This window comes from Clostridium sp. AF32-7AC, from assembly GCF_003477925.1.
GTDB lineage: Bacteria > Bacillota > Clostridia > Lachnospirales > Lachnospiraceae > Otoolea > Otoolea fessa.
Map to the genome: position 1 here is coordinate 347,255 of NZ_QUEG01000001.1, position 18,896 is coordinate 366,150.

Consider the following 18,896-nt stretch of genomic DNA (forward strand, 5'->3'; position numbering starts at 1 on the left):
GATAAAATGTCAATTTATCGATACCCTTTTTCTGGTTCATGGAAAGGCATCAAGAAGGATCTTTTCTTATATAAAGATCAAATCCCCTGTAACTCAAACGGCGGCGTGTATTCTTCTTTCGCGCTGCTTTTTTCCTGCATAAAGCCGTGCGTGAGCCCCAGCTCAATCGCAGCATCGACGACTTTCTGGTATTCGTAGCTTGTGATGCGGCGGTTGATTTCCGGATATTTGCTGCTCTGGTAGAAGGGGGTGTACTGGCTCATAAGGCTTACCAGAAAATGCCCCTCCGGGAGGTTGTCGTGAATCCAGTGGAGCAGGCGGATGGAATCGTCTTTGTGTTTCGGAAGAACCATATGTCGCAGGATCACGCCGCGCTTCATGAGCTGGCAGGTCTGACCATTTTCAGAGAAATCTTCCAATACCAGCGGACCGGTGTGCGCGATCATCCGTTTGACTGCTGCGGAGGCGACCGGAAAATAGTCCGGGGCGGCGGAGTAGCGGGCGGACAGCTCAGAAGAGTAATATTTTAAATCCGGCAGCCAGATATCGATATAGGGAGCCAGCGCGTCAACCGCCTCCAGTGTCTCATAACCGCCGCAGTTGTAGACGATAGGGATGGAAAGCTGCGGTTTGACCCGTTTTAAGACGGGCAGTAGCGACGGAAGGTACTGCGTCGGCGTCACCAGATTGATATTGTGCGCGCCCTGTGCCTGCAGTTCCAGAAAAATTTCCTCCAGACGCGTTTCGGAAATATCTTTTCCAAAGCCTTCGCTGCTGATCTGGTAGTTCTGGCAGAAACAGCAGCGCAGCGTGCAGCTGGAAAAAAAGATGGTACCGCTTCCGTGAAGACCGCTGATACACGGTTCCTCCCACGGATGAAGCGCCGCGCGTGCCGCCCGGATACCGGCAGGGCTGTGACACCAGCCCTGCTTTTTTGTGCGGTTGATCTGACAATTTCGCGGACAGCAATGGCAGCTTTCGTAGGAATAGGCGGCTGGTTCAGAGAACTGGACAGGCGAGCCGGCACTTGAATTAGGGAGGGGAATATATGTGTTCATAGGTTTTGCTTCCTTTTTTTATAAGATTTTTTGTAAAGGTAATTCCTTCAAAGTTTTTTTACATAGTTCAAATCTGTGTTGAATCTGAAAAATCGATCGTTATAATGTATTTATTCTACTAAGAAAGATAAGCAGTGTCAAATGTGATTACATTTAATACGAAAGGGCTGGACTTTGCACTGACGGCACTGTTTGTAATGATTTTTACGGAACAGTGGATCGGACAGAAGCGCCATTGGCCGGCAGGGACTGTATTTTATATGATTCTGGTGCAGATGGTGTTTGTTTAGATGATGCGTGTTTTTGCCTCGCGTGCGTTGCCATCGGAAGCAGTGTTTTTTGTTTCAGATCCGGGTTTCCCCAGGATCTGGTTGATACATTTCCAGGCATCTGTCAGCCGGTCGAGGTTCCAGGCAGCGTTGGCAGGGCTGGTGGACGGCAGTTTGATTGCCTCAATGCCAGTCTGTTTACGGCAGAAGCGGTCGTACATTTTTCCGGACAGCCCGCCGTTTGTGTAAATCGCCTGGATGGAAGCGTGATCCAGGATAGAGGCGAGGTCGTTTGGAACAACATCGCGGATGGAACTGTCGCTGGATCCTTCGATGGAACAGCTATGGATGGTGTCCCAGACGGCGATGTGGTTCCGCAGCAGAAATTCCTTCTTTTCCTCGATGGAGGATGGAACGTCTTCCTTTCGCAGGCGCGCTAAGAGCTTCCAGAAACGATTCTGTGGGTGCCCGTAGAAAAAACAGCTTTCTCGGGATTTGACCGACGGAAAGGAACCGAGGATCAGGATGCGGGAGTCGGCGTCAAAAACAGGCGGGATTGGGTGGATGATGTGGGATGGCATGGTGGAACCTCCTTTTTGCGGATTATTGTTGTCAATTATAATAAATACGAAATCAATTTTCGACTTTGATCTGGCTTCATTTGGTGCATGGACATGATACTCACGAACCCGCGCTATCGCGCGCTACCGCCCTGCTTCGCATGGCTGTTTGTTCGGTAATGGCGCAAGAAAAGAATATGTCTGCTTCGCAGCCGCATTCTTTTCTTCTGGGCTCATTATACCATGACCACTAAATTCGTGAAACACCTCATTAAGTGGTCAGGCATATGTTCTCACTAGACTCGAAAATACCTCGTCAAGTGTTCACATTATATCATAGATCAAAAATGATAGAATGTTTTTTTGAAACTCCCTTTTTACAAAAGTGTGTCTGATGCATACTAACTCATAATTATACGAAACACCACACTTTTATTCGTTTTCTATTCATTTCCGGCTAATGGGTATTCATTTTTACTCTAAGTTATCATGCAATTTATTTAGAATGGAATTTTTGAAAGAGCCGGCACCTTGAATGGGCTGACTCTTTCAATGTCACCTGTAATTGACAAACTGGAATTGTTCTACTTCTTTATCTTTTTAATATCCTGATACAGCCCATATCCCAGAAACAGGATTCCAATAATAAACGCAATACCAGCCGCTATTGCTAAAAAAGGACCTACATATTCAAGACCTGCTGCAAATAAAGTGGCATTCCACGAAGCTACTCCACTCATAAATATCGCAGCAGAAATATATCGTGCAGAAATTAAAACTGCTGACATGAAACAGAAAATAGCACCTACAATTTTGTTTTCCATTTAAATCACCTCCAAATTCCGATTTTTCGTTCTCTGTGACTTCCCAATAAACGGGAATTTATCGTTTTATTCTGGTATAAAACTCTTTTTCATCTTGGTGATGAATATAGGCCCCATTTTTAATCTGCACACGCAAAGATGCCATATTATCCCTATGAACAGACATATATATTTCGTCTTCTTTAATAATGTGCCAGGCTTTTTCGATTGTCAATCTCAACCCTTCCGAGGCGTATCCCTTGCCTCTGAATTCTTTCTTTATTCCATATCCTATATGGCCTCCTCCGTTTGCAAGTGCAGGAGTAAGGTAATGACGCACGCGAAATAATCCTACTATTTTCTCATCATCCCATAAGAAAAAATCCGTTTCTGGAACCCATCCATCAGCCAGATCAATTCCCTTTTCAGCATTAATATAACCAGGTAATATTTTTATTTCAAATTCCTTTCTTGAACATCCAGACGCAAAATTCGTAAATCCATTTTCATTGGAAGGGGTATTAGTAATAAATTCGTATTCCTTTTCAATATCTTCCAAATTAGCTGATTTTAAGTACAACATAAAAAGCTGCTTCCTCCTATTTTTCTCAAAGAGTTCGGTCAATCCCGATTTGTATAACAGTAGTCTAACACACGTTGTTTAAAAATACTACAGCCAAGCCAATGTCTGTAATTTGCCCTAAAATTTCATTTTATGGAATTTGGACTACTTGATTTTCTAATTGCATACGCAATTCGTGAAATGTATCATTATACTGTTGATACATCAGACACACAAATGTAAATAGGGACTTTTGAAAAAGCAATTTTTCGAATAACTGTGACGAGGTAACTGTATCGGGAAGAGCTACACAGCGGATGATTTTGATGGCATTTCATATATGCAGAGAAAACACCTATATTTTATAAGGAGTTCACAAGTTTTTAATATTTTCACTTCTTGATTTATAGGCAATCTGCCACTATAATGGATAAGAGTACGCAGAAATTTGTGCGCTGACGGGGAAGAAAAGCGGGCATGAAGCCGGATGAGAAGCAGATGCGGCAGATTTAGAGGAGCTTTTGAGTAACCTGATGTGGCAGATTCCGGATGTACAGTGACACAGAATGGAGAAAGTGTATGGATAATAAGGGAAACCAGAATAAAAATGGAAAAAATCCCCGCGGTCAGAATTATGCAGTGCTGATCATGACGATGCTGTTTACGCTTCTCTGCGTGGCGATGATGCACAACCTCTGGCAGGGCAGCCGCACGCACAAGATGCCGTACAGCGAGTTTAATCAGATGCTTAAGGATCACGAGGTAGAATCGGTTGTGATTGGCAATGGAAAGATTCAGATCACGCCGAAGGAAGATTCGAAGAAATATGGCGGCAGCCAGGGCAAATACGGAAATCTGGTAGGAATGGAGTACTACACGATTCCGATCAACGATCCGGATTTGGAGAAGAAGCTGGATGAAGCTGGTGTTACGACCTATGAACAGGCAGAAGTGGACGCGACAGGCAGTATTATCATGCTTCTGCTTGAGTGGGTGCTTCCGATTGCAGCGATGTTCGTCATTTTCAATATGATGATGAAGCGCATGGGCGGCGGAGGCGGCATAATGGGTGTCGGCAAGAGCAATGCCAAAGTATATGTACAGAAAGAGACCGGTGTTACGTTCAAGGATGTGGCAGGCGAGGATGAGGCGAAGGAGTCTCTGACGGAGATTGTTGATTTCCTGCATAACCCGGGAAAATATACGAAGATTGGTGCGAAACTGCCGAAGGGTGCGTTGTTAGTCGGACCGCCAGGAACCGGTAAAACACTTCTTGCCAAGGCAGTAGCTGGAGAGGCGAAGGTTCCGTTTTTCTCTCTGTCCGGTTCAGATTTTGTGGAAATGTTTGTCGGCGTCGGCGCATCCCGTGTGCGTGACCTGTTCAAGCAGGCGCAGCAGTCGGCTCCGTGTATCATTTTCATCGATGAGGTGGATGCGATCGGTAAAAGTCGTGATTCCCGTCTGGGCGGCAACGATGAACGTGAGCAGACGTTAAACCAGCTCCTTTCGGAGATGGATGGATTTGATTCCTCCAAGGGTCTTTTAGTCATGGCGGCGACGAACCGCCCGGAGATTCTGGATCCGGCGCTGCTTCGTCCGGGACGTTTTGACCGCCGGATTATCGTGGATAAGCCGGATTTAAAGGGGCGTGTGCAGATTTTAAAGGTACATTCCAAGGATGTAAAACTGGATGAGACGGTTGATTTCGAGGAGATCGCGCTGGCGACATCTGGCGCTGTAGGTGCGGATCTAGCCAATATGATGAACGAGGCGGCGATCACAGCCGTTAAGAATGGCAGGAAAGCCGTTTCCCAGAAGGATTTATTTGAGGCAGTTGAGCTGGTTCTGGTCGGCAAAGAGAAGAAAGACCGCATCTTGAGCCAGGAAGAGCGCCAGATTGTTTCGTATCATGAGGTGGGTCATGCGCTGGTCAGCGCCCTGCAGAAGGACTCGGAGCCGGTACAGAAGATCACGATTGTGCCGCGTACCATGGGGGCGCTTGGCTATGTCATGCAGGTGCCGGAGGAAGAGAAGTACTTAAATACCGAGAAGGAAATCCGCGCGATGCTGGTCGGATTTTTAGGCGGACGTGCGGCTGAGGAGATCGTTTTTGATACGGTAACGACAGGTGCGTCAAATGATATTGAAAAAGCAACCCGGATCGCGCGTGCGATGGTAACCCAGTACGGTATGTCCAAGAAGTTCGGTCTGATGGGGCTGGAAAGCCAGGAAAATCAGTACCTGAACGGGAGAACTGTCCTGAATTGCAGTGATATGACGGCGGCAGAGATTGACAAGGAAGTCATGCATATTTTGAAGGTTTCTTATGAGGAGGCGAAACGCCTGCTGAGTGAAAACCGCGAGGCGCTTGATAAGATTGCGGCGTTCCTGATTGAGAAAGAGACGATCACCGGTAAAGAGTTCATGAAGATTTTCCATGAGGTAAAGGGAATCCCGGAGCTGGAGGAAAAGAAACAGGAAGGCGAGAGCCGGATTGAGATGCCGGAGGCTGCGAAGACAGGCGATGAGGTTCAGCCGATAAAGACTGCGGAAGAAACGAACGCGGAAGACCCACAGAACCAGCAGAATCTGGAAGCAAAACTGGCGGATGAAGCACCGGAATCGGCAGAAGCTGTAGCAGCAGAGAGTCCAAATGAGGATGAGATGCGCGGTGGAAGCTCGTTCGACCGGAAATAAAAGTGATGTATAGCATAAAAGAAATATTTATACAGTAAATAGAACGGCTGTATTTCAGCAATGTGAATTCATATATTGAAAAATCTATGAGTACACATTGCTGAGATACAGCCGTTATTTATTTTGCCATAGGAAACTTCGTCCTATGACAAAAAAGCGCTCCGCGGCACATTCTTTTTTATATGGGATTATTTCAATTATTGGTACAGGCGGTTATGCTCATATACCGGCTCGGAGGTCAGTTCGATGCCGAGACGTTTGAAGGTCTTGATATCAACCTCCGACAGCATGACGGAAGTGTGAACCTGGCAGCCACGCAGCTTTTCAAGCTGTTCCAGGGCGATCTGCGCGTGTTTGTTGGTAGCGGCGCACATGGACAGCGCGATCAGAACTTCATCGGTGTGGAGACGTGGGTTGCGGCTTCCGAGGTACTCGACTTTCAGCTTCTGGATCGGCTCGATCGCGATCGGGGAGATCAGGTGCTCATCGTGCGGAATATTGCCAAGTACCTTGACAGCATTTAGAAGCAGGGCAGCGGAAGCGCCGAGCAGGTTGGTTGTCTTTCCGGTAGCGATGGTTCCGTCCGGAAGTTCGATGGCAGCAGCCGGAGCACCGGTTTCTTCGGCGCGTTTCAGGGCAGCCGGAACAACCTTGCGCATATCGGTGGTCAGTTTTGCCTGCTTCATCAGAAGTTCGATCTTATAAACTTCCTCTTTGCCGACATCCTCTTTGACAACGCGGTTTAATGCCTGATAGTAGCGGCGCAGGATTTCCTGACGGGATGCTTCGCAGCAGGCTTCGTCGTCAATGATGCAGTTTCCTGCCATGTTGACGCCCATATCAGTCGGGGATTTGTACGGGTTCTCGCCGTAGATTCCCTCGAAAATAGCGCTCAGAACCGGGAAAATCTCGATGTCACGGTTGTAGTTGACCGTTGTTACACCATAAGCCTCCAGATGGAACGGATCGATCATGTTGACATCGTTTAAGTCAGCGGTCGCTGCCTCGTATGCCAGGTTGACCGGGTGCTTTAACGGGATATTCCAGATCGGGAAGGTCTCAAATTTGGCATATCCAGCCTTGACGCCGCGTTTGTTCTCGTGGTAGAGCTGGGAAAGGCAGGTTGCCATTTTTCCGCTTCCCGGTCCCGGCGCGGTGACAACAACGAGTGGACGTTTGGTTTCAATGTAATCATTTTTACCATAACCTTCATCGCTGACGATCAGCGGAACATTGCCCGGATAACCGTCGATGGTGTAGTGGCGGTAAACCTTGATGCCCATGGATTCGAGCTTGTGTTTGAAGACATCCGCAGTGTTCTGCCCGGAATAGTGGGTGATTACAACGCTTCCAACATAGAGTCCCTTGTCGGTAAAGGATTGAATCAGACGGAGTACGTCTACGTCGTAAGTAATGCCGAGGTCGGAACGTACTTTGTTTTTCTCGATATCCGCAGCACTGATGACGATGACGATCTCCGCCTGATCCGCTAACTGCAGAAGCATCCGCAGCTTGCTGTCAGGTGCAAAGCCCGGAAGAACCCGGGATGCGTGGTAGTCATCGAACAGTTTTCCGCCAAATTCGAGGTAGAGCTTATCACCGAACTGGTTGATACGCTCACGGATATGTTCCGACTGCATTTTCAGGTATTTGTTGTTGTCAAAACCGATTTTCATCTAATCCTCCGTTCTTAGTTTCGTCCCGCACAGAATACCGGTATCGCGGTGGGGGCAGATGCCGGTTTCCATCTGGTGGGATGAAAATCATATGTTTGTATGGATGATTGCGCCGCCAGGTCACAGTCCATGTCCGGCATAGACTGCCATTCGCAGTTGTTTATGTCGATGCTCTTTGTGTGAAATGAACGCAGCACAGCAGACCGCAAAGAATCACAATTAGTACTATTATCCTACAAAAAAGTCTATTTGAGTAGAGGAAAAATAAAAAAATTTTAAAATCGGAAAAATGACGGATTTGGTTTTCGGAAATGTAATATTTTCTGGCGAAAATTTTTGTGTACAGGCGATGGGGATGGAGGAAAGAAAATCTGGATGTAAATTGATAAAAAACAGAAAAGGGCATACAAAATGTGATATAATGAGCGCAGAAGAAAAGAATGCGGCTGCGAAGCAGACATATTCTTTTCTTGCGCCATTAACGAACGAACAGCCATGCGAAGCAGGGCGGTGGAGCGCGATAGCGCGGGTTCGTGAGTGGACGGGTGAGAATACGTTCTTATGATATAATGAGCGCAAGTGAGCCAGAAAGCTGCTTGCAGATTTAAGGCGAACGGCGAATCGTGATATAATGTGAACACTTAGCGAGATGTTTTAAGGAGGTATCAGCATTCATGCGGGAAATTCCAAAGCCGGGCGAGCGGTACCGGCATTTTAAAAATAAAGAATATCAGATTCTGGCGGTGGCGACCCACTCGGAAACGGGGGAAAAGATGGTTGTCTATCAGGCGCTCTATGGAGAATATGGCGTCTGGGTTAGACCGCTTTCTATGTTTATGGAAGAGGTAGATCGGGTAAAATATCCGGAGGCGGCGCAGAGATACCGGTTTGAGCGGATTGCGGCGGGTCCGTGGGAAAATTCGAAACAGCAGGAAATAAGGACAACCAGAACGACTCATGTCGTAAATGAAGGTGTTCGCCGTTCGAAAATGTCTGACGCAGCCACTCATTCCTGGGACATACCGCAGGAGGAACCGGAGCTGCATCCGCTTGTGGCAGAATTTCTGGATCAGGAAACGACCGAGGGCAGGCTGGAAGTGCTCCAGAGAATGAGCGGCAAGGTGGACAAGCGGGATCTCGACAGTCTCTGCTTCTGTCTGGATATGAATCCGGTCGGTGGAAGCGTGGAGGAAGAGCTGGACGCGATCCGTCAGTGCATCCGGATGCAGCAGAGGTACGATGCACCACGCCTGCGGTATGGAAAGTGAGCGGCTGTCTGGCAGAAGAGTCTGGGTAACTGTTCACGGGTAGGCACTTTTGGAACCGAAAGTGCCGTAAGAAAACGTGGTGGCAGCAGATTAGAAAACAGGATGGTTTGAGATGTTTCAAATAGAAGAAGAACTGAAAAAACTGCCGGGGCAGCCGGGTGTTTATATTATGCACGATGCGAAGGACGCGATCATCTATGTCGGCAAGGCGATCAGCCTGAAAAACCGAGTCCGTCAATATTTCCAGAGCAGCCGGGATAAGACGGCGAAGATCAAGCAGATGGTCTCGAAGATAGCACGTTTTGAGTATATCGTGACGGATTCGGAGCTGGAAGCGCTGGTGCTGGAGTGCAACCTGATCAAAGAGCACCGCCCACGCTACAATACGATGCTCAAGGATGACAAGACGTACCCGTACATCAAGGTGACGGCTTCGGAGGAGTACCCGCGGATCTTGTTTTCACGCCAGATGAAAAAGGATAAAAATAAGTATTTTGGTCCTTTTACGAGCGCGGGAGCAGTCAAAGACACAATCGAGCTGATTCGGAAGATATACCGGATCCGGGCGTGCAGCCGGAAGCTGCCGCAGGATATGGGAAAGGACCGTCCGTGCCTTTATTACCATATTCACCAGTGCGACGCGCCATGTCAGGGGTATATTTCACAGGCAGATTATCAGAAATCGGTGAAGCAGGCGGTCGGTTTTTTAAATGGACAGTATGAGCCGGTCATGAAATATCTGGAAGAAAAGATGAGGACGGCGTCCGAGACGATGGAGTTTGAGAAGGCGATTGAGTACCGGGATCTGCTTGAAAGTGTCAGAAAGGTGGCGCAGAAGCAGAAGATTACGAGCCAGAGCATGGAAGATCGGGATATTATCGCGATGGCGAAGGATGAGCGCGATGCGGTTGTGCAGGTGTTTTTCGTGCGCGATGGCAAGCTTATTGGGCGGGAACATTTCCATATGAATCTGACCGGCTCGGAGAGCAAGGCAGAAATTTTAAACAGCTTCGTCAAACAGTTTTACGCGGGAACGCCGTTTGTGCCGCATGAGATCTGGGTGCAGGAGGAGTTAGAGGACGCGGAGGTTATCGCCAGCTTCCTGACGGCGCGCCGGGGACAGAAGGTGCGCTTTGTCGTGCCAAAGATGGGCGAGAAAGAGCGGCTGGTCGAGCTGGCGGAGAAGAATGCGAAGATGGTGCTCTCCCAGGATAAGGAGAAGATCAAGCGCGAGGAACTTCGGACGATCGGGGCGATGAACCAGATTGGATCGTGGATCGGACTTTCGGGAATCAAGCGGGTAGAAGCCTACGATATTTCCAATATCAGCGGTTTTGAGTCGGTCGGTTCGATGATTGTCTACGAAAATGGACGTCCGAAACGCAATGATTACCGCAAATTTCGCATCCGGACGGTGCAGGGACCGAACGATTACGCTTCAATGCGCGAGGTGCTGCTGCGGCGGTTTTCCCATGGCCTGGAGGAGACGAAGAAACTGCAAGCCGAGGGCGGCGATCTGGCGATGGGAAGTTTTACGCGTTTTCCAGATCTGCTGATGATGGATGGCGGACGCGGACAGGTTAATATCGCGCTGGAGGTATTAAGAGAGCTTCAGCTGGAAATCCCGGTCTGTGGCATGGTAAAGGATGATAACCACCGGACGAGGGGATTATATTATCAGAATGTGGAAATTCCAATCGATCGCCATTCGGAAGGATTTCAGCTGATCACCCGGATTCAGGACGAGGCGCACCGGTTCGCGATCGAGTACCACCGGAGTCTCCGGGGCAAGGAGCAGGTGCGCTCCGTGCTGGATGATATCAAGGGCATCGGACCAGCGCGCCGTAAGTCTCTGATGCGGACGTTCAAGACGATCGAAGCAGTCCGGGAGGCGAGCGTGGAGGAGCTGGAAGCTGCGCCACAGATGAACCGGGCAGCTGCCGAGGCAGTCTATATATTTTTCCGTGATGACAAGCAGGGGAAGATGTGATAGGATGTAGACAATAGTAAAAATAAAAGGAGACAAAAGTATGGGTGGAGTGACGATAACAGAACTGATCGATAAGATGGGGCTTCGCAATATGACGCCGGAGCTGGAGACGGACAATGTTATGCTGGTGCATGCGGATGTGAACCGTCCGGCATTGCAGCTGACTGGATTTTTCGACCATTTTGACAAGGACCGTGTGCAGATCATCGGTTATGTGGAAAATGCGTACATCTCGACCCTGACTCCTCAGCGCCGCCGGGAAATGTTTGACAAACTGCTGTCTTCGGGTATACCATGTCTGGTATATAGCCGCGGCATGGCACCGGAGGAGGAAGTGCTGGAGCTGTGTAACCATTATGGGGTTCCGTGCATGGTATCGGAGAAGACGACTTCGGATCTGATGGCGGAGATCATCCGCTGGCTGAACGTCAAGATGGCGCCGATGATCAGCATTCACGGCGTACTGGTCGATGTATTTGGCGAGGGTGTCCTGATTATGGGCGAGAGCGGTATCGGCAAGAGTGAGGCAGCGCTGGAACTGATTAAGCGCGGTCACCGTCTCGTCAGCGATGATGTGGTCGAGATCCGCCGCGTCAGCGATGAAACCCTGATCGGTTCGGCACCGGATATTACCCGTCATTTCATCGAGCTTCGCGGTATTGGCATTATCGATGTCAAGACGCTGTTCGGTGTAGAGAGCGTAAAGGATACACAGTCGATTGACATGGTAATCAAGCTGGAGGAGTGGGATAAGGACAAGGAGTATGACCGCCTTGGCATGGAAGATCAGTATACCGAGTTCCTTGGCAACAAGATTGTATGCCATTCAATCCCGATCCGTCCGGGACGTAACCTGGCAATCATCGTAGAGTCGGCGGCAGTCAACTATCGTACCAAGAAGATGGGATATAATGCGGCGAAAGAACTGTACAAGCGGGTACAGGCGAACCTGGCAAGAAGAGATTGATGGAACGCTTCACGCAGTCTGATTCGTGTGATTTAGTGCGGAAATCCTGACTTGCAAGGGATGGAGCCGTTATGAAATGAATAAAGGAAAATAGATATGTCTAATTTTTATCAGAAACTTTGTGATGCCATCGGCGCTGCTTCCGTGCGGGAGCAGGAGCCGATGAGCGCACATACGACCTTTCGGGCTGGTGGACCAGCCCGCTATTTTGTGACCCCGGAGGGCGAAAAAGAGCTGGCGGCAGTGCTGGCGGCGTGCCGGGAGGCAGAGAAAGCGTATTACATATTAGGAAATGGAAGCAATCTGCTTGTCAGTGATGCGGGCTATCCGGGCGTGATGATCCTTCTGGGAAGCCAGTTTACAGAGGTGGTCTGTCCGGAGGGCGAACCGGGCGTCTATGAGCTGGGCGCCGGTGTGCTGCTTTCGCGTGCCGCCAGGGAGGCGCAGAAGGATGGAATGACCGGATTTGAGTTTGCAGCCGGGATTCCTGGAACCGTGGGCGGCGCGGCGGTCATGAATGCGGGCGCTTACGGCGGAGAATTAAAGGATGTGCTGGAATCTGTGCGCGTGATGACGCCGGACGGCGAGGTAAAAGAGCTTAAAACGGAAGAACTGGATCTGGGTTACCGCCACAGCTGCATCCCGGAGCGCGGATATATCGTTTTATCGGCGCGGATCCGTCTGGAGAAAGGTGATCCGGAAGCGATCCGGGTGCGGATGGATGAACTGGCAGCCAAACGGCGGGAAAAACAGCCGCTGGAATATCCGAGTGCCGGAAGCACCTTTAAGCGCCCTGAGGGCTATTTCGCCGGAAAATTGATCGAAGATGCCGGACTTCGCGGCTATCAGGAGGGCGGCGCACAGGTGTCGGAGAAACACTGTGGTTTCGTTATCAACCGCGACCATGCGACGGCTTCGGACATCGCGGGGCTGTGTGGGACGGTGCAGAAGCGCGTGTATGAGCAGTTTGGGGTGAAACTGGAGACGGAAGTAAAGATGCTGGGCTTTTAAGATATTAAGATATATAGAGTATGGAAAAGGGAGGAACAATATGCGGCTTGTGATCGTAACCGGTATGTCGGGAGCCGGAAAGACGGCGGCACTGAAAATGCTGGAGGACATGGGATTTTACTGTGTTGACAATCTCCCGATCCCGCTGGTGGGAAAATTTGCGGAGCTGGTGCAGAGCAGCAGCGGGGAGGTAAGCTGTGCAGCGTTGGGAATCGATGTCCGCAGCGGCGACGAGCTGGCACAGCTGGAGGGAACACTGAATGATTGGAATAACATCCAGTTTCCGTATGAGATCCTGTTTCTGGATGCCAGCGATGAGGTGCTGATCAAGCGATATAAGGAAACGCGCCGTTCCCATCCGCTGGCAGGAAAAGAGCGGCTGGACCGCGGTATTGCGAAAGAGCGCCTGAAACTCGATTTCCTGAAAAAGCGGGCGGACTATATTCTGGATACCAGCACGCTTCTGACGCGGGAGCTCAAGGCGGAACTGGAACGGATTTTCATGGGGCGCGAGCGCTTTTCCAGCCTCTTTGTGACGATCTTAAGCTTTGGCTTTAAATATGGGATTCCGTCGGACGCGGATCTCGTGTTTGACGTCCGTTTTCTGCCGAATCCTTATTATGATGAGAATTTAAGAAGCCATACCGGCAATGAGAAGGCGGTGCAGGACTTTGTGCGCCGCGGCGGGACGGCAGACGTATTTTTGGATAAACTCTATGACATGATTGACTTCCTGTTTCCGTACTATGTAAAAGAAGGAAAGAATCAGCTTGTCATAGCAGTCGGATGTACCGGTGGAAAGCACCGTTCAGTTACGGTGGCGAACCGGCTCTATGAGCGCCTCAAGGAGCACTCGGAAATAGGGCTTAAACTGGAACATCGGGACATAGAGATGGATAACCGGACAAAAGGGTAAACGGAGGTAGAGAACTTTGTCATTTTCAGCCCGGGTAAAGGAAGAGCTATCGCATCAGCTGAGCAAGGCGAGGCACTGCCAGATTGCAGAGCTGGCGGCGATTTTGAGCCTTTGCGGCAAGATTCATATCGATGAAGAGGATCATTTCAGCATACGGATCCACACGGAAAACGTAGCGGTTGCACGAAAATACTTTACATTATTGAAAAATACATTTAATATTAAGGCGGACATTTCGATCCGGCGCAATGCATTTTTAAAAAAGAGCCGTTCTTATACGCTTCTGGTGCGCGATCACGAAAATGCACTCCGGGTGCTGGAGGCGGTCAAGATGGTGGATGCGCAGGGAAATGTCGGGGAAAACCTTTCGGTGGTGCGGAATCTGGTGATTCAGAATGCGTGCTGCAAGAAGGCATTTATCCGGGGCGCTTTTCTGGCAGCCGGATCCTTAAGCGATCCGGAGAAATTTTATCATTTTGAGATCGTATGCGCGTCGCTTGAAAAGGCGGTGCAGCTTCAGAATGTGATTCTGACATTCGACATCGATGCGAAAATAGTTGTCAGAAAGAAGTATTATGTGGTATATATAAAAGAAGGCAGTCAGATTGTGGAACTTCTGGGGCTGATGGAAGCGCATGTGGCATTGATGGAGCTGGAAAATATCCGGATCCTGAAAGAAATGCGAAACAGCGTCAACCGTCAGGTCAACTGCGAGACTGCCAATATCAATAAGACTGTTTCGGCGGCAGTCAAGCAGCTTGCGGATATCACATACATCCGTGATACGGTCGGGCTGGATTACTTGCCGGAGCTTCTTTCAGAGGTAGCACAGGTTCGTCTGGAGATGCCGGATGCAACCTTGAAGGAATTGGGGGAGAATCTGAGCCATCCAGTTGGAAAATCGGGAGTCAATCACAGGCTCAGAAAGATAAGTGCAGTAGCTGAAAGTCTCCGCGAAGAGCGGGGCGAGTAAAGTTAGGTTATTGTTCACAGGCAGGAATTTCCCGGATGGAAAATTCCGTGCGATACAGTAGTGGCAGCGGATTTTGCCGTTTTTTTCGAGCGGGGCTCGATGAGGAGGATATTATGACAAGTAAGGAAATCAGAATTGGTTTGAGTTCAGGTCTGGAGGCACGTCCGGCGGCGATGCTGGTGCAGGTGGCAAGCCAGTATGAGAGCAGCATCTATGTGGAAAGTGAAGAAAAACGCGTCAATGCAAAGAGCATCATGGGCATGATGACGCTGGGACTGGCAGAGGGCGCGCACGTAAAGGTAACGGCTGATGGCAGCGACGAGGAGAGTGCGATCGAAGGAATTGAGAAATATCTGAGCAATCAGTAGAAATCCAGATTTCTGACCGGTTTTCGGAAAGAGACAGGGGACGGAATAGTTACACAAAACAAGAGCTTTGATAGATGAGGGGGTGTCGTTTCGCGGGAAACGGCAGTCCCTTAAAAGATCTGAATGGGAGGAAAAAGGTGGCATTTACACATCTGCACGTGCATACAGAGTACAGTCTGCTCGACGCATCGAGTAAAATAAAAGAACTGACCGCCCAGGCGAAGGAGTTGGGGATGGACAGTCTGGCGATTACCGACCACGGCGTTATGTACGGCGTGATCGATTTTTACCGGGCAGCCAGGGAAAATGGGATCAAGCCGATCATCGGCTGTGAGATCTATGTGGCGCCCGGATCGCGTTTTGACCGGGAGGCGGGAAGCGGCGAGGATCGCTATTATCATATGATTCTGCTGGCGGAAAATAATACCGGCTATCAGAATCTGATGAAGATCGTCTCCAAGGGCTTTGTCGAGGGCTTTTATTATAAACCGCGTGTGGATGACGAGGTGCTGAGAACCTACCATGAAGGCATTATTGCACTCAGCGCGTGTCTGGCGGGCGAGATCCCGAGGTATTTGTCGAGAGGCATGTATGAGGAAGCGTGCAAGTCGGCGCAGAAATACCGCGATATCTTTGGACCGGACAATTTCTTTCTGGAATTGCAGGATCACGGCATCCCGGCGCAGCGGACGGTCAATCAGGGCTTGATGCGGATGAGCCAGGAACTGCAGATTCCGCTGGTGGCGACGAACGACTGCCACTATATTTATAAAGAAGATGTGGAATCGCACGATATTTTGCTCTGTATCCAGACGGGCAAAAAAGTCACGGACGAGAACCGGATGCGCTATGAGGGCGGGCAGTTCTATGTCAAATCCGAGGAGGAGATGCGTGCGCTGTTTCCGTATGCACAGGAAGCACTTGACAACACGCACAAGATCGCCGAGAGGTGCAATGTCGAGATCGAGTTTGGCGTGACGAAGCTGCCGCAGTATGATGTCCCGGACGGATATACGTCCTGGGAATATCTGCAGAAGCTCTGCGAGGAGGGCTTTCACAAGCGCTACCCGAACGACGATGGGACGCTGCGGGAGCGCCTGAGGTATGAGCTGGACGTTATCCATTCGATGGGATATGTCGATTATTTCCTGATTGTATGGGATTTTATCCATTTTGCAAAATCAAACGGTATCATGGTCGGTCCGGGACGTGGTTCGGCGGCGGGCAGTATCGTCGCGTACAGTCTGGAGATCACGGACATCGACCCGATCCGCTATCAGCTGATTTTCGAGCGTTTCCTGAACCCGGAACGAGTTTCCATGCCCGATATCGACGTCGATTTCTGTTTCGAACGGCGTCAGGAGGTGATCGACTATGTCGTGCGGAAATACGGAAAAGACCGCGTCGTGCAGATTGTTACCTTCGGTACGCTGGCGGCAAAGGGTGTCGTCCGCGACGTGGGGCGCGCGCTCGATATGCCGTATGCACAGTGTGATGCGATCGCAAAAATGATTCCGGGTGATCTCGGCATGACGCTAGACAAGGCGCTCAAAGCCAGTCCGGATCTGCGTGAGGCGTATGAGTCGGATGATTCGGTCAAATATCTGATCGACATGAGTAAACGTCTGGAGGGGCTGCCGAGACATACCTCCATGCATGCGGCGGGCGTTGTCATCAGCCGTGCGGCGGTCGATGAGTATGTGCCGTTGTCCAGGGCATCTGACGGTTCGATCACGACCCAGTTTACGATGACGACGCTGGAAGAGCTGGGACTTCTGAAAATGGATTTCCTGGGTCTTAGAACCCTGACGGTTATCCAGAATGCGGTTCGCCTGGTGGAGAAAACGACCGGAAAACCGCTTGATATAGATAAGATCGATTACAACGATAAAAAGGTGCTGGATTCGATTGGAACTGGCAAAAATGACGGTGTGTTCCAGCTGGAGAGTTCCGGCATGAAAGGATTCATGAAAGAGTTAAAGCCGGAAAACCTGGAGGATCTGATCGCCGGTATTTCCCTGTATCGTCCGGGTCCGATGGATTTCATTCCACGTTATCTGAAAGGCAAAAATGACAAGGCTTCGATTGTCTATGAGTGCCCGCAGTTAGAACCGATTCTGGCGCCGACCTATGGCTGTATCGTCTATCAGGAGCAGGTTATGCAGATCGTGCGCGATCTGGCTGGCTATACCTGGGGACGAAGCGACCTGGTGCGCCGTGCGATGGCGAAGAAAAAAGCGGCAGTCATGGAGAAAGAACGCCAGAATTTCGTCTATGGCAATGCACAAGAGGGCGTAAAGGGCTGTATTGCGAATGGGATCGACGAGAAGACGGCGAACCATATTTACGATGAGATGATCGATTTTGCGAAATACGCCTTCAACAAGTCGCACGCGGCGGCGTATGCGGTTGTCTCCTACCAGACGGCATATCTGAAATATTACCATCCGGTCGAATTCATGGCGGCGCTGATGACCTCGGTCAAGGATAATGTTACGAAGGTATCGGAATATATCATGAGCTGCCGTCAGATGGGTATGAAGATCATGCCGCCGGATATCAATGAGGGCGAGGGCGGCTTCTCTGTTTCGGACGGCGCGATCCGCTATGGTTTATCGGCGATCAAGAGTATCGGTCAGTCGGTGGTGGATGAGATCGTGCGGGAGCGGACCGAACATGGAAAATTCCGATCGCTGGAAGATTTCATTGACCGGATGTCGGGCAGGGAGGTCAATAAGCGCACATTGGAAAGCTTTATCAAATCCGGTGCGATGGACGGGCTGCCGGGAACCCGCAAGCAGAAATGTATGGTCTGCGGCTCGATGGTCGATCAGAAGAATAAAGAGAAGAAAAATACGATGGAAGGGCAGATGTCGCTCTTTGATTTTGCGGCGGAAGAGGACAAGAAGAGTTTTCAGATCACATTTCCGAATGTCGGAGAGTATTCGAGGGAAGAATATCTGGCATACGAGAAAGAAATGCTGGGCGTCTACGTCAGCGGGCATCCGCTGGAGGAATATATCGGCATCTGGGAGAAAAATGTGACGGCGAAGAGCTCCGATTTTGTTGTGGATGAGGAGACCGGTTCGGCGGTGATTCACGACGGCGCGTATGTGACGATCGGCGGAATGATCACCGAGAAAACGGTTAAGACGACCCGGAATAACAAGATGATGGCGTTCCTGACGGTGGAAGATCTGGCGGGAAGTGTGGAAGTGCTGGTATTCCCGAAGGATTATGAAAAACGGCGCGATATGCTGATAAAGGATGAAAAAGTCTTTATCCGCGGGCGCGCATCGGTCGGCGATGAGCCGGTCGGAAAACTGATCTGCGAGCAGATTATCCCATTTTCGCAGGTGCCGCGCGAGCTGTGGATTCAGTATGCGGACAAGGAAGCGTATCTGGCGGGAGAGAAAGAACTTCTCGACCTCCTGAAAACAAGTGATGGAAATGACACCGTGATCATTTACCTGGGACGTGAGCGCGCGAAAAAGGTTCTGCCGCGCAACTGGAATGTGCGGGCAGGCGAGGCGCTGGTGACGACGCTCAGCGAGATGCTGGGCGAGAAGAACGTCAAGGTGGTGGAGAAGCCGCTGGGGAAGATTTCTTCATAAGTGTTAAAATTTGCATTGGACATTGAAAGCTTTGGTAACTGGGCACGTATGTGTGAACAGTAACACGCTTTGGCGACATGTTAAAAAAATATCATAAAAAATCTTGAAATGACCTATAAAATGAATTACAATAAAATTGTTTGAAAATTGTGGTAGCACGCAGT

General features: G+C 49.9%; 15 protein-coding genes. 10 read left to right on the top strand and 5 right to left on the bottom strand.

Features of this window, described 5'->3' with window-relative positions:
- Positions 1-77: 77 nt before the first annotated feature.
- Complete coding sequence (locus DWZ45_RS01710; RefSeq protein ID WP_118467283.1) at positions 78-1,058, bottom strand: radical SAM protein; 981 nt, start codon at positions 1,056-1,058, stop codon at positions 78-80.
- Between the two features lie 143 nt (positions 1,059-1,201).
- Here DWZ45_RS01710 and DWZ45_RS01715 point away from each other — a divergent pair, with 143 nt between their 5' ends.
- The gene (locus DWZ45_RS01715; protein ID WP_243017769.1) at positions 1,202-1,348 is read left to right on the top strand and encodes a hypothetical protein; all 147 of its coding nucleotides are present in this window, start codon (positions 1,202-1,204) and stop codon (positions 1,346-1,348) included.
- Here DWZ45_RS01715 and DWZ45_RS01720 read toward each other — a convergent pair.
- From DWZ45_RS01720 to DWZ45_RS01730, 3 genes are all read right to left on the bottom strand, one after another.
- On the bottom strand, positions 1,345-1,908 hold the full coding sequence (locus DWZ45_RS01720) for a DNA-deoxyinosine glycosylase (RefSeq protein WP_118467285.1): 564 nt from the start codon (positions 1,906-1,908) through the stop codon (positions 1,345-1,347). The genes DWZ45_RS01715 and DWZ45_RS01720 overlap by 4 nt on opposite strands.
- Positions 1,909-2,471: 563 nt before the next feature.
- A complete protein-coding gene (locus tag DWZ45_RS01725; RefSeq protein WP_107001055.1) occupies positions 2,472-2,711 on the bottom strand; it encodes a hypothetical protein in 240 nt (79 codons plus the stop codon).
- Positions 2,712-2,769: 58 nt separating this feature from the next.
- Positions 2,770-3,273: a GNAT family N-acetyltransferase gene (locus tag DWZ45_RS01730; RefSeq protein ID WP_107001054.1), complete on the bottom strand. Its 504-nt coding sequence runs from the start codon at positions 3,271-3,273 to the stop codon at positions 2,770-2,772.
- A gap of 558 nt (positions 3,274-3,831) precedes the next feature.
- Here DWZ45_RS01730 and ftsH point away from each other — a divergent pair.
- Positions 3,832-5,949 carry an ATP-dependent zinc metalloprotease FtsH gene (ftsH, locus tag DWZ45_RS01735; RefSeq protein ID WP_118467287.1) on the top strand — a complete coding sequence of 706 codons (2,118 nt, stop codon included), beginning with the start codon at positions 3,832-3,834 and terminating at the stop codon, positions 5,947-5,949.
- 197 nt (positions 5,950-6,146) lie between these two features.
- On the opposite strand, the gene DWZ45_RS01740 is transcribed toward ftsH, so the two are convergent.
- A complete protein-coding gene (locus DWZ45_RS01740; RefSeq protein WP_022359314.1) occupies positions 6,147-7,625 on the bottom strand; it encodes a DUF1846 domain-containing protein in 1,479 nt (492 codons plus the stop codon).
- 674 nt (positions 7,626-8,299) lie between these two features.
- Here DWZ45_RS01740 and DWZ45_RS01750 point away from each other — a divergent pair.
- From DWZ45_RS01750 to DWZ45_RS01785, 8 genes are all read left to right on the top strand, one after another.
- Positions 8,300-8,893 (top strand): DUF1653 domain-containing protein, encoded by a 594-nt coding sequence (locus DWZ45_RS01750; RefSeq protein ID WP_022359296.1) that lies wholly within the window; start codon positions 8,300-8,302, stop codon positions 8,891-8,893.
- A gap of 112 nt (positions 8,894-9,005) precedes the next feature.
- The gene (gene uvrC / locus DWZ45_RS01755; protein ID WP_118467289.1) at positions 9,006-10,883 is read left to right on the top strand and encodes an excinuclease ABC subunit UvrC; all 1,878 of its coding nucleotides are present in this window, start codon (positions 9,006-9,008) and stop codon (positions 10,881-10,883) included.
- A 40-nt stretch (positions 10,884-10,923) separates the two neighbouring features.
- Complete coding sequence (hprK, locus tag DWZ45_RS01760) at positions 10,924-11,850, top strand: HPr(Ser) kinase/phosphatase (protein WP_022359298.1); 927 nt, start codon at positions 10,924-10,926, stop codon at positions 11,848-11,850.
- A gap of 96 nt (positions 11,851-11,946) precedes the next feature.
- Positions 11,947-12,861: a UDP-N-acetylmuramate dehydrogenase gene (gene murB / locus DWZ45_RS01765; protein WP_118467291.1), complete on the top strand. Its 915-nt coding sequence runs from the start codon at positions 11,947-11,949 to the stop codon at positions 12,859-12,861.
- A 40-nt stretch (positions 12,862-12,901) separates the two neighbouring features.
- A complete protein-coding gene (gene rapZ / locus DWZ45_RS01770) occupies positions 12,902-13,777 on the top strand; it encodes an RNase adapter RapZ (RefSeq protein WP_022359300.1) in 876 nt (291 codons plus the stop codon).
- A gap of 16 nt (positions 13,778-13,793) precedes the next feature.
- Positions 13,794-14,750, top strand: a complete 957-nt coding sequence (gene whiA / locus DWZ45_RS01775) for a DNA-binding protein WhiA (protein ID WP_022359301.1) — start codon at positions 13,794-13,796, stop codon at positions 14,748-14,750.
- Between the two features lie 113 nt (positions 14,751-14,863).
- Entirely contained in the window at positions 14,864-15,118 is a 255-nt protein-coding gene (locus DWZ45_RS01780; RefSeq protein WP_107001048.1) for an HPr family phosphocarrier protein, read from the top strand.
- Positions 15,119-15,255: 137 nt separating this feature from the next.
- Positions 15,256-18,732 (top strand): DNA polymerase III subunit alpha, encoded by a 3,477-nt coding sequence (locus DWZ45_RS01785; RefSeq protein WP_118467293.1) that lies wholly within the window; start codon positions 15,256-15,258, stop codon positions 18,730-18,732.
- Positions 18,733-18,896: the final 164 nt, after the last annotated feature.